Origin of the sequence: Streptomyces sp. NPDC059866 (assembly GCF_042731325.1) — a bacterium.
In the GTDB taxonomy this organism is placed as follows: domain Bacteria; phylum Actinomycetota; class Actinomycetes; order Streptomycetales; family Streptomycetaceae; genus Streptomyces; species Streptomyces flavusporus.
This window is the reverse complement of sequence record NZ_JBHWJT010000051.1, coordinates 32,462-43,582: the sequence shown is the minus strand read 5'-3', so window position 1 is coordinate 43,582 and position 11,121 is coordinate 32,462. Positions and strand designations below refer to the sequence as shown.

11 protein-coding genes are annotated in these 11,121 nt (G+C 70.5%); 7 read left to right on the top strand and 4 right to left on the bottom strand.

Annotation, left to right across the window (positions count from 1 at the left end):
- Positions 1-98: 98 nt before the first annotated feature.
- The 3 genes from ACFV7R_RS42100 to ACFV7R_RS42090 all read right to left on the bottom strand — a co-directional run bounded on the left by ACFV7R_RS42100 (position 99) and on the right by ACFV7R_RS42090 (position 2,491).
- Entirely contained in the window at positions 99-1,295 is a 1,197-nt protein-coding gene (locus ACFV7R_RS42100; RefSeq protein ID WP_385274524.1) for a hypothetical protein, read from the bottom strand.
- A gap of 8 nt (positions 1,296-1,303) precedes the next feature.
- On the bottom strand, positions 1,304-1,558 hold the full coding sequence (locus ACFV7R_RS42095; RefSeq protein ID WP_385274521.1) for a MoaD/ThiS family protein: 255 nt from the start codon (positions 1,556-1,558) through the stop codon (positions 1,304-1,306).
- Between the two features lie 69 nt (positions 1,559-1,627).
- A complete protein-coding gene (locus tag ACFV7R_RS42090) occupies positions 1,628-2,491 on the bottom strand; it encodes an alpha/beta hydrolase (RefSeq protein ID WP_385274518.1) in 864 nt (287 codons plus the stop codon).
- A gap of 165 nt (positions 2,492-2,656) precedes the next feature.
- Here ACFV7R_RS42090 and ACFV7R_RS42085 point away from each other — a divergent pair, with 165 nt between their 5' ends.
- The 6 genes from ACFV7R_RS42085 (at position 2,657) to ACFV7R_RS42060 (ending at position 8,179) form a co-directional block, all read left to right on the top strand.
- Entirely contained in the window at positions 2,657-3,436 is a 780-nt protein-coding gene (locus ACFV7R_RS42085; protein ID WP_385274515.1) for a winged-helix domain-containing protein, read from the top strand.
- 84 nt (positions 3,437-3,520) lie between these two features.
- Complete coding sequence (locus ACFV7R_RS42080; RefSeq protein ID WP_385274512.1) at positions 3,521-4,543, top strand: LacI family DNA-binding transcriptional regulator; 1,023 nt, start codon at positions 3,521-3,523, stop codon at positions 4,541-4,543.
- A 136-nt stretch (positions 4,544-4,679) separates the two neighbouring features.
- Positions 4,680-5,708, top strand: a complete 1,029-nt coding sequence (locus ACFV7R_RS42075) for a S1C family serine protease (RefSeq protein WP_385274509.1) — start codon at positions 4,680-4,682, stop codon at positions 5,706-5,708.
- 9 nt (positions 5,709-5,717) lie between these two features.
- Positions 5,718-5,927: a hypothetical protein gene (locus ACFV7R_RS42070; protein ID WP_385274506.1), complete on the top strand. Its 210-nt coding sequence runs from the start codon at positions 5,718-5,720 to the stop codon at positions 5,925-5,927.
- A 102-nt stretch (positions 5,928-6,029) separates the two neighbouring features.
- Positions 6,030-6,758, top strand: coding sequence for a response regulator transcription factor (locus ACFV7R_RS42065; RefSeq protein WP_385274503.1), 729 nt, complete (start codon positions 6,030-6,032; stop codon positions 6,756-6,758).
- Positions 6,755-8,179 carry an ATP-binding protein gene (locus ACFV7R_RS42060; protein WP_385274500.1) on the top strand — a complete coding sequence of 475 codons (1,425 nt, stop codon included), beginning with the start codon at positions 6,755-6,757 and terminating at the stop codon, positions 8,177-8,179. The genes ACFV7R_RS42065 and ACFV7R_RS42060 overlap by 4 nt, the downstream gene beginning before the upstream one ends.
- 149 nt (positions 8,180-8,328) lie before the next feature.
- On the opposite strand, the gene ACFV7R_RS42055 is transcribed toward ACFV7R_RS42060, so the two are convergent.
- Positions 8,329-8,715: a DUF6247 family protein gene (locus ACFV7R_RS42055; protein ID WP_385274497.1), complete on the bottom strand. Its 387-nt coding sequence runs from the start codon at positions 8,713-8,715 to the stop codon at positions 8,329-8,331.
- A 304-nt stretch (positions 8,716-9,019) separates the two neighbouring features.
- Here ACFV7R_RS42055 and ACFV7R_RS42050 point away from each other — a divergent pair, with 304 nt between their 5' ends.
- A complete protein-coding gene (locus tag ACFV7R_RS42050) occupies positions 9,020-11,080 on the top strand; it encodes a pectinesterase family protein (RefSeq protein ID WP_385274494.1) in 2,061 nt (686 codons plus the stop codon).
- Positions 11,081-11,121: the final 41 nt, after the last annotated feature.

Genomic DNA, 11,121 nt, shown 5'->3' with positions numbered 1-11,121 from the left:
TGAACACCGTGCCTGGCCCCAGCCCACCCGCACCGGCACCCAAGCCATCCTCATCACAAGACCCCAACCCACAGGCCCGTAATGCAACGGCATTGGCCCTAGACCAGCGCCCGCCCCAGCACCCACACCACCGGTGCCGCCACGCTCAGCGGCAGGGCGACGCCCGCCGTGAAGTGGACGAACCGGGACGGGTAGTCGTAGCTCGCGACCCGGTGGCCGATCAGCGCGCAGGCCGCGGCCGCCGCGCCCAGCAGCGCGCCCCCCGTTCCCACGTCGGTCATGCTGCCCACCGCGATACCCGCACCGGCCGCGGCGAGCAGCGCGACGACCACGGAGGCCGGCGTGGGCAGCGGCAGCGCGCGGGCGAGAACCGCCACGGCCACCGCGGCGGCCCCGACCATGACCGCGTCCGGCTCGGCGGCGAGGTAGCCGCCCGCGACGATGGCCAGCGCGGCCGAGACGACCGTCGCCATCAGGCCGTACATCCGCGTGTCCGGATCGGCGTGCGAGCGCAGTTGCAGGACCAGTGTCAGCAGGACCCAGACGCCGAGGGTGCCCAGGATCGCGGCGGGCCCCTGATCGCGGCCCGCGACGAGCAGCGCCGCGTCGGCGGTCAGCGCGCCCGCGAACGCCAGCGCGATGCCCTGCCGGGCCGGCCACATGCCGTTCAGCCGGAACCAGCCCGCGGCGGTGACCGCCTGCAGGACGACGAGCGGTACGAGCAGGGCGTACTCGCCGAGCGCCGCCGTGCCGGACAGCAGCAGGCCGAGCAGCGCGGTGAGCGCGGCGGGCTGCATGCCGGGCTCGATGATCGGGGAGCGGCCTTCGAGGCGGGCGCGCTGGGCGTCGGTGATGCGGGCGTTCCCGGCGATGGTGGCGGGGCCGTAGGCGGGGCCCGTGGAGTCGGCGGCGGGGGGCGCGGGCGCCGGTTCGGGCGGCGTGGGCCGGTCCGGCCGGTCCCACCCGGCGTTCGCGCTCTGCGGGGGCAGGTACTGGCCGGTGGTCCCGTACGCGGGCGACTGCGGCGGCAGGTACGCCGTCTCGGCCGGGCCGACGGCGGCGACCGGCGGGTGCACGTCCGTCTCCCAGGTCTGCCCCTGCCACTGCTGCGTGTACTGCTGGGCGGCCTGCGGATCGTCGTACGACTGCGGGTGCCCGGGCCATGCCTGGGGGGCCTGGGGCTGCGGTGCCTGCTGCTGGTACGGGTCGTAGCCCTCGTACCGGCCGTCGGAGGACCCGTCGTAGGACCCGTCGTAAGAGTTCTCGTACGGACCCTGATACGGCTGGTTGCTCATCGGTGTGGTCACCCTCCTGCGAACGGCGGGAGCACCTCGACCGTGCCGCCCTCGGCCAGCCGTACCGTCTCATGCCCGCGGGTGCCCACGGGGTCACCGTCGACGAGGAAGGAGCATCGCTGCAGAACGCGCGTCAGTTCACCGGAGTGTCGTTCGCGCACGGCGTCGAGCGCCTCGGCGAGCGTGGCCGCGTCGTACGGCTCCTCGGCGATCCCGGCCGCGGCCTTCGCGGCGGCCCAGTAGCGCACCGTGACCTTTGCCATCTCGTTCCTCTGGTCCATTCGGCGGTGAACACCGCACTCATCAGTCGTTCGGCGGTGAACACCGCAAGGCTAGCCCGCCCTGCCGACAGCCCAGTCCCCGATACGGGCGAGCAGCTCGTCGGTGGCTGCGTGCTCGGCGTGGCCCATGCCGGGCTCCAGCCAGAGTTCGCCGTGGTCGCCGGCGGCCGCGGCCAGCATGTGGGGATGGTCGACGGGGAAGTAGCCGTCGCGGTCGCCGTGCACGATGAGCAGCGGGGTCGGTGCTATCCGGGGAACCGCCTCGACCGGGGACAGCGGGACCGGGTTCCAGTCCCGGTGGTGGATGCGCGTACGGAAGCCGTAGCGGCCGACCAGCCGGCCCGCGGGGCGGGTCACCAGCCAGTGCACGCGCCGCATGGGCGCCGTGCCCCGGTAGTACCAGCGGGCCGGCGCGCTCACCGACACCACCGCGTCCGTGCGCCCCTCGCGCTCCCCGCCGTGCAGCGCCGCGTGCCGCAGCACCACCGAGCCGCCCATGGAGAAGCCGACGGTCACCACGCGCGCGTGCCCGAGCCGGCGCGCCCAGGTCACCGCGGCCGCCAGGTCGAGCACCTCACGGTCGCCGACGGTCGACCGTCCGCCCGACGCCCCGTGCCCCCGGAAGGAGAAGGTGACGACGGCGCCGTACCGGGCGAGGGTCCGCGCCACCCGCCGGACGTGCGGCCGGTCCGCGTCCCCGGTGAAACCGTGCGCGACGACGAACACCGGATGGCCGAACGGGGCCGTAAAGGTTTCGTATACGACATCACCCGGGTCGTATACGGCGTCGATCGTCACACCGTCGGCGGTGCGCAGAAACGTCCGCAATGGTGCGGGTCTGCTCACCCCCGGCGTCTCATACTTCGGACGAACGGTGAGGGATCGTGCCGCATGACCTGCCGGACCGTTGCTCATGTGGGCTATTCTGCTGGGCAGAGGACTCGGGCAGCGTAGCCCCCGGGTCCTTTTGTGCTTTCGGAAGCGTTGTATACGAAGCGGAAAACCGCAGGTGTACGGGGCCCCGGGATCGCAGCGCAGTACCGCAAACGTCCTCGCAGGGACCGAGGAGGAACCAGACGTATGAGTTCTCTGCTGCTCCTGACCAACGCTCTCCAGCCGTCGACGGAGGTGCTGCCCGCGCTCGGTCTGCTGCTGCACAACGTGCGCGTGGCTCCGGCGGAAGGGCCCGCCCTCGTCGACACCCCGGGTGCCGACGTCATCCTGATCGACGGCCGCCGTGACCTGCCGCAGGTGCGCAGCCTCTGCCAGCTGCTCCGTTCCACGGGCCCCGGCTGTCCCCTCGTCCTCGTCGTGACGGAGGGCGGGCTCGCCGCCGTCACCGCGGACTGGGGCATCGACGACGTACTCCTCGACACCGCCGGCCCGGCCGAGGTCGAGGCACGGCTCCGGCTCGCCATGGGCAGGCAGCAGATCGTCAACGACGACTCCCCGATGGAGATCCGCAACGGTGACCTGTCGGTGGACGAGGCGACCTACTCGGCCAAGCTCAAGGGCCGCGTCCTCGACCTCACCTTCAAGGAGTTCGAGCTCCTGAAGTACCTCGCGCAGCACCCCGGCCGGGTCTTCACCCGCGCCCAGCTGCTGCAGGAGGTCTGGGGCTACGACTACTTCGGCGGTACGCGCACGGTCGACGTCCACGTACGACGGCTGCGCGCCAAGCTCGGGCCCGAGCACGAGTCGCTGATCGGGACCGTCCGGAACGTCGGTTATCGATTCGTTACGCCGGAGAAGGTGGACCGCGCCGCGGAGGAGGCGAAGGCCAAGGCGGCCCGGCCAAAGCCGGAGGATGCGGACGAGACAGCCCCGTTGAGCGCCGCCGAGGTCCCGGCCGACCTCTAGCAGGCGCGCGAACGGCTCGGGCCGGGCGCGGGGACGCCCTTGTACGCCCTGCCCAGAGCCGGTCCATCCGCGTAGACTCCGCGCGTGGCCAAGGTGACTCGGGACGACGTAGCACGGCTGGCAGGGACATCCACTGCCGTGGTCAGCTATGTCATCAACAACGGACCCCGGCCGGTCGCCCCGGCCACGCGCGAGCGTGTCCTCGCCGCCATCAAGGAGCTGGGGTACCGGCCCGACCGGGTCGCCCAGGCGATGGCCTCCCGGCGCACGGACCTCATAGGCCTGATCATCCCGGACGCCCGCCAGCCCTTCTTCGGGGAGATGGCGCACGCGGTCGAGCAGGCCGCGTCCGAGCGCGGGAAGATGGTGCTCGTCGGCAACACCGACTACGTCGGCGAGCGCGAGGTCCACTACCTGCGTGCCTTCCTCGGCATGCGGGTGTCGGGGCTGATCCTCGTCAGCCACGCCCTCAACGACCTGGCGGCCGCCGAGATCGACGCCTGGGACGCCCGGGTCGTCCTGCTGCACGAGCGGCCCGAGGCCATCGACGACGTCGCCGTCGTCACGGACGACCTGGGTGGCGCCCAGCTCGCCGTACGCCACCTCCTGGAGCACGGCTACGAGTACGTCGCCTGTATGGGCGGCACCGCCGAGACCCCCGCGGTCGGCGACCCCGTCTCCGACCACGTCGAGGGCTGGCGGCGCGCGATGGACGAGGCCGGGCTCTCCACCGAGGGACGGCTCTTCGAAGCGCCGTACAACCGCTACGACGCGTACCACATCGCCCTGGACATCCTCTCCGGGCCGAACCGTCCGCCCGCGATCTTCTGCTCCACCGACGACCAGGCGATCGGCCTGCTGCGCGCCGCCCGCGAGCTGCGCCTCGACGTGCCGGGCGAGCTGGGCGTCATCGGTTTCGACGACATCAAGGAGGCGGCCCTCGCCGACCCGCCCATGACCACGATCGCCTCGGACCGCTCGGCCATGGCCCGGGCGGCGGTGGACCTGGTCCTGGACGACGGTCTACGGGTGGCGGGTTCGCGGCGCGAGCGGCTGAAGGTGTTCCCGTCGCGGCTGGTGGTGCGCCGGTCGTGCGGCTGTGAGTGAGCGCTTTCAGCGCTGTATGAGCCGTCTCTGAGAGACCTCGTCGAGCTGCGAGAACCCTCTTTATATCGGGCATACAAGGTTCTGTCGGGCTTCTCAGGGAGCACTCAGGGAGCTCTCATCGTCGGGGGGCAGGCTCATGGACATGACCGAAAGCCTTCGTCCCAGCGGCGAGTACGAGAACCCGTACCAGGGCAACCAGCAGTACGCCTCCTCTCCCGTGAACCCCGAGTGGCCTCCGCCGCCCGCGTACGAGCCGACGGCGCTCCTGAGCGAGCCCGTCGCCGCCCCGCCGAAGCAGGTCAGGCGCACCCGCGGCCCCGTCGCGCTGATCGCCGCCGTGGCGATCGTCGCCGCGGCCGTCGGCGGCGGCACGGCGTACGGCATCCAGGAGCTGACCGGCGGCTCCGACACCGTGGCCGCCAGCAGCACCAGCACCAATGTCGTGCCGGCCGGCCAGAAGGGCACGGTCGCCGGGGTCGCCAAGGCGGTCAGCCCGAGCATCGTCGAGATCAACGCCACCTCGAACGCCGGATCCTCCACCGGCTCCGGCGTGATCATCACCGGCCACGGCGAGATCATCACCAACAACCACGTCGTCTCCGGCGCCTCCCAGGTCGAGGTGACCACCAGCGACGGCAAGGAGTACACCGCCCAGGTCGTCGGCACCGACAGCAGCAAGGACCTCGCCCTGATCAAGCTGGAGGACGCCTCCGGCCTGACGGCGGCGACCCTCGGCAACTCCGACGGTGTGCAGGTCGGCGACGAGGTCGTGGCGATCGGCTCGCCCGAGGGCCTGACCGGCACGGTGACCAGCGGCATCGTCTCGGCGCTCGACCGGGATGTGACCGTCTCGACGGACGAGGGTCAGCAGCAACAGCAGGGTGGCGGGGGCTGGCCGTTCGAGTTCGGCGGTCAGGAGTTCAACGGCGACACCGGCTCGTCGACCACGACGTACAAGGCGATCCAGACCGACGCCTCGCTGAACCCCGGCAACTCCGGCGGCGCGCTGATCGACATGAACGGCAACATCATCGGCATCAACTCCGCCATGTACTCGGCGGCGGGCTCCTCCTCCGACGCGGGCAGCGTCGGCCTCGGCTTCGCCGTCCCGATCAACACCGTCAAGTCCGACCTGGCCACGCTGCGGGCGGGCTCCACCGACTAGGAGTACGGCATGATCAAGCAGGTTTCGCACAACGTGACCGGTGTCGGCTCGGCCGACCTCGCCCTGGCCCTCGGCGTGGCGTACGAACTGCACGCGCCGACGGCACCGACCCGGGCGCCGGAGGTGGCGGTCCCGCAGATGATGGGCCTGCGCAGCACGGCCGCCCGCCCGCACCGCCGCAAGGTGCCGCTGAACCGGCTCACGGCGATACGCGGCTGATCTCACCCCACCCTGTTCTTTACGTGGCGGCCGGGAAGCATGCGAGGCTGAATGCGTCGAGCATCCCCAGTCGTCCCACCGCACCCGAGGAATCCAACGCCCATGAGCCCCGCCGACGGCGACCGTGACCCCCAGCGCATCCTCATCGTCGACGACGAGCCGGCGGTGCGCGAAGCCCTCCAGCGCAGCCTCGCCTTCGAGGGCTACGACACTCAGGTCGCGGTCGACGGCGCCGACGCCCTGGAGAAGGCGACCGCCTACCGGCCCGACCTGGTGGTCCTCGACATCCAGATGCCCCGCATGGACGGCCTGACCGCCGCCCGCCGCATCCGCGGGGCCGGTGACACGACGCCCATCCTGATGCTCACGGCTCGCGACACGGTCGGCGACCGGGTCACGGGGCTGGATGCCGGGGCGGACGACTACCTGGTCAAGCCCTTCGAACTGGACGAACTCTTCGCCCGTATCCGCGCGCTGCTGCGGCGCAGCTCGTACGCGGTGGGGGCCGGGACGCCCGAGGACGAGGCGTTGACCTTCGCCGACCTGCGCATGGACCTCGCGACGCGGGAGGTGACGCGGGGCGGGCGGCCGGTGGAGCTGACCCGCACCGAGTTCACGCTGCTGGAAATGTTCATGGCCCACCCGCGCCAGGTCCTCACGCGTGAGCAGATCCTCAAGGCGGTGTGGGGCTTCGACTTCGAGCCGTCGTCGAACTCGCTGGACGTGTACGTGATGTACCTGCGCCGCAAGACGGAGGCGGGAGGCGAGCCGCGGCTCGTGCACACGGTGCGTGGGGTGGGCTATGTGCTGCGGCAGGGCGGCGCGGAGTGAGGAAGGCGGTACGACGGCTGCGGTCACTGCCGATCCGCTCACGGCTGGCTCTGCTGGTGGCGACCGCGGTGGCGGTGGCGGTGGCGGCGGCGTCCGCCGCGTGCTGGTTCATCACACGGGCGCAGCTGAACTCGCAGTTCGACACGACGTTGCGGCATACGCAGGTCGACGGCCGCTATCTGCGCAGCATGCTCGACGCCTGCACCTCCGAGGGCACGGCGACCGTCGGTTCGCTGCCCGGCTACAGCGTGCAGATCGTGACGGCCGACGGCTCCACCTGCCGGCCGTCCTCGGACGCCGAACTGCCCGTCACCGCCGAGGATGTGGCGGTCGCGGCGGGCGAGCAGCGTGCCGCCCTGCACACCGTCACCGACGGCAAGGGCGTGGAGCGGCGCGTCTACACCTACGTCCCCGGTCCTGGCCCGGCCACCATCGGCCTGGAACGCTATGCGGTCTCGCTGGCCCAGCCCACGAGCACGGTCGACAAGCCGCTGACGACGCTGGCGTGGGTGCTGCTCATCGTGTCCGGCATCGGCGTCGTCGGCGCCGGAGCCGCGGGCCTGTGGATCGCCCGGACGGGCCTGCGCCCCGTCGACAAGCTCACCGAGGCCGTGGAGCACGTCGCCCGCACCGAGGACCTGACCATCCGTATCCCGGTGGAGGACGACAGCGAGGACGAGGTCGCCCGCCTCTCCCGCTCCTTCAACTCGATGACATCGGCCCTGGCCAGCTCCCGCGACCTCCAGCAGCAGCTGATCGCGGACGCCGGCCACGAACTCCGCACGCCCCTCACTTCACTCCGTACGAACATCGAACTCCTCACCCGCAGCGAGGAGACCGGCCGCCCGATCCCGGAGGCGGACCGCAAGGCGCTGCTCGCCTCGGTGAAGGCGCAGATGACGGAACTGGCCGCGCTGATCGGCGACTTGCAGGAACTGTCACGTTCGGAGGGCCAGCGAGGCGAGCGCGTTCAGGTGCTGTCGCTGGAGGAGACGGTGGAGTCGGCCCTGCGCAGGGCCCGTCTTCGCGGCCCGGAGCTGACGATCACGGCGGACCTGGAGCCCTGGTACGTACGGGCGGAACCGGCGGCTCTGGAGCGTGCGGTGGTCAACATCCTGGACAACGCGGTGAAGTTCAGCCCGGAGGGCGGAACGATCGAGGTGCAGCTGGTGAACGGCGTCCTCACGGTCCGCGACCACGGCCCCGGTGTCGCCGAGGACGAACTCCCCCACGTCTTCGACCGCTTCTGGCGCTCGCCGAGCGCACGGGCGCTGCCCGGCTCGGGCCTCGGTCTTTCGATCGTGGCTCGTACGGTCCAGCAGGCAGGCGGCGAGGTCACCCTGGCCCGCGCGGAGGGCGGGGGCACTGTGGCGACGGTGCGGGTGCCGGGGGCGCCTACGGCTCCTCCGGAGGTGCCGTAGGCGCCCCCGGAAATACGGGTCCTTCGCCGTGACCAGCTCAGCGCGGGCCTCGTCAACCATCTTCCGCACGTGCTCCGGCAGTGAGTCACGGTAGGCGAGGGCATCGAGCCGCCAGTCCATCTGCCAAGGCGGCCCCATAAACCCGCCGGTCACTCGCCGGGCTCCAGTTCCCGCGTCCTGTAGCGGATCTTCGATACCTCTTCGAGGAGTACCTGAGCCTCAGCGAAGTCGGCGGTTTCTGCCGCACGGCGGTGCAGATCTCTCACGTGAGCGTCGAGCCCAGGATCACGGGCAATCGCGTACTCGCACCACCAGCGAGCCACGAAGGCGGACACAGGGCCAAGATCGTATGTGTCGGCGATCGCGCGCTTCCAGTGCTTGTCGAAGTCAGGAAGGAGCTGGGGCGCGTCCTCGGCGATGGCCCTGCGCAGCGCCTTCGTGGTCCGCTCGGGCATGGGAGGGATGACCGGATCGAGTTCCGTAGCGTGGGCAGCCGTGATCGATGTCCTCCTTCGACGCGCCGTGTCTACGACCATGACGGGCCTCGCACCTTTCACATCAGCCGTTCGCGTCCTGGTCATTCATTCGACCGGAAGATCAACCATGCAGGCAGCTCAGTCCCGAAGCCGGGCATCCCGGCAGGCGTCACTCGAAGGTATGCAGGCCCTCCCCCTCCCTTGACGGCCTCCATGAACGACCCCCACGACACGGGCAAAGAAGCGGGCGGCCCGAACAGCACGCCGGTCAACCCATCAGGGCGGACGCACAGCGGCAACCTTCCCGGCAGCGGCGGCGACTACGCGGCGACCATCCCCCCTCCGCACGGAACGGATCCCGCACATGAGTGACAACCGCGGCAAGCCCCGCCACCGCAAGCGCAGAGCTGCACTCGTGATCGGCGCGCCGGCCACCCTGGCCGCCGCCGGAACACTCGCCTACGGAACCGTCTTCGGCGTCTTCGGTGACGACGCGCAGCCCACCGCACAGGCCGCCGCCCCCGCCTGGGCCACCGCCACTGCCGACGGCTTCGCCTCCGTCAACTCGCTCGGCCAGAACGGGACGTACGGCGGACGGGACGGAAAGACCGTCACCGTCACGACGCTTGCCGATCTCGAGAAGTACGCCACCGCTGCCGAGCCGTACGTCATCGTCGTCGCCGGCACCATCACCATGAACCCGGTCGGGAAGGAGATCAAGGTCGCCTCCGACAAGACCATCGTCGGCTCCGGCACCTCCGGGCAGATCGTCGGCGGCGGGTTCTTCCTCGGCACCGGCGTTCACAACGTGATCATCCGGAACCTGACGATCCGGGACTCGTACCAGGGCGTCTGGAACGACAAGGACCATGACTTCGACGCCGTCCAGATGGACGGCGCGCATCACGTCTGGATCGATCACAACGATCTGCGGCACATGGCCGACGGTCTCATCGACGTCCGCAAGGACAGCACCAATGTCACCGTCTCCTGGAACAGGCTGAGCGACAACAACAAGACCTTCGGCATCGGCTGGACCGAGAACGTCAAGACCGACATCACGATCCACCACAACTGGATCCGCGAGACCGAGCAGCGCAATCCGTCCACCGACAACGCCGCCCATGCCCACCTCTACAACAACTTCCTCGAGGACGTCCCGAACACGGACATCAACTCCTCGTACGGCAACTACTCGCGCGGCGGCACGAAGATGGTCCTGGAGAACAGCTACTTCCAGGGCATGAAGAACCCGGTCATCAAGGACGGCACCGCGGTCCTGGTGCAGCGCGGCAACGTCTTCTCCGGCACCTCGGGCCGTAACGAGAGCGGTGGCACGGCCTTCGACCCGAAGACGTACTACCCCTACACACCGGACAAAGCGGCGGACGTGCCGTCGCTGCTCAGGTCCGGGGCCGGGCCCCGCGGTTCGATCGGTACGACGAGCACCGCCAAGGCGGCTGCCGCCACGACCCTCACCGTCGCCAAGGACGGCTCCGGACAGTACCGGACCGTCCAGGCCGCCGTGAACGCCGTGCCCGCGAACAACGCCTCCCGCGTCGTCATCGCCGTCCAGCCGGGCACGTACCGCGAGACGGTCAAGGTGCCGTCCGACAAGCCGCACGTCACCATCCAGGGAACCGGCGGCAGCCGCAAGGACACGGTGATCGTCCACAACAACGCCGCGGGCACCCCCAAGCCGGACGGCTCGGGCAACTACGGCACGTCCGGCAGCGCCACCGTCGCCGTCGAGGCCGACGACTTCCAGGCCCGCAACCTCACCGTCTCCAACGACTTCGACGAGGGCGCCAACCAGTCGCTCTCCGGCCACCAGGCCGTCGCCCTGCGCACCGCCGCCGACAAGGTTCTGCTGGACGGCGTCATCGTCACCGGCGACCAGGACACCCTGCTCCTGGACACGGCAGCCAAGGACAGGCTCGGCCGCGTCTACATGACCAACTCCTACGTCACCGGCAACGTCGACTTCATCTTCGGCCGCGCCACCGCCGTGATCAACAAGTCCGTCATCACGCTCAAGAAGCGCTGGGACGGCACCTCGCTCGGCTACGTCACCGCTCCCAGCACGCCCGCGAACCGCAAGGGCATCCTGATCGCCAACTCCACCGTGAACGGCGACGTGTCGGCCGGCAGCTTCTACCTCGGCCGCCCCTGGCACGCCGGCGGGGACGCCTCCCTCGACCCGCAGACCACGGTCCGCAACACCAACCTCAGCGCCGCGGTCAAGTCCACTCCCTGGACCGACATGAGCGGCTTCTCCTGGAAGGACGACCGCTTCGCCGAGTACAGGAACACGGGACCGGGCGCGGGCTCGGCAAGCAGCAACCGGCCTCAGCTGACCGACGCCCAGGCTTCCGGCCAGGAGATCGGTGACTGGCTGGGCGACTGGACGCCGACCGCTTCCTGACCCCTCCGGCTCCCTTCCCTACCGGCCGGCCCGGCCCCGAT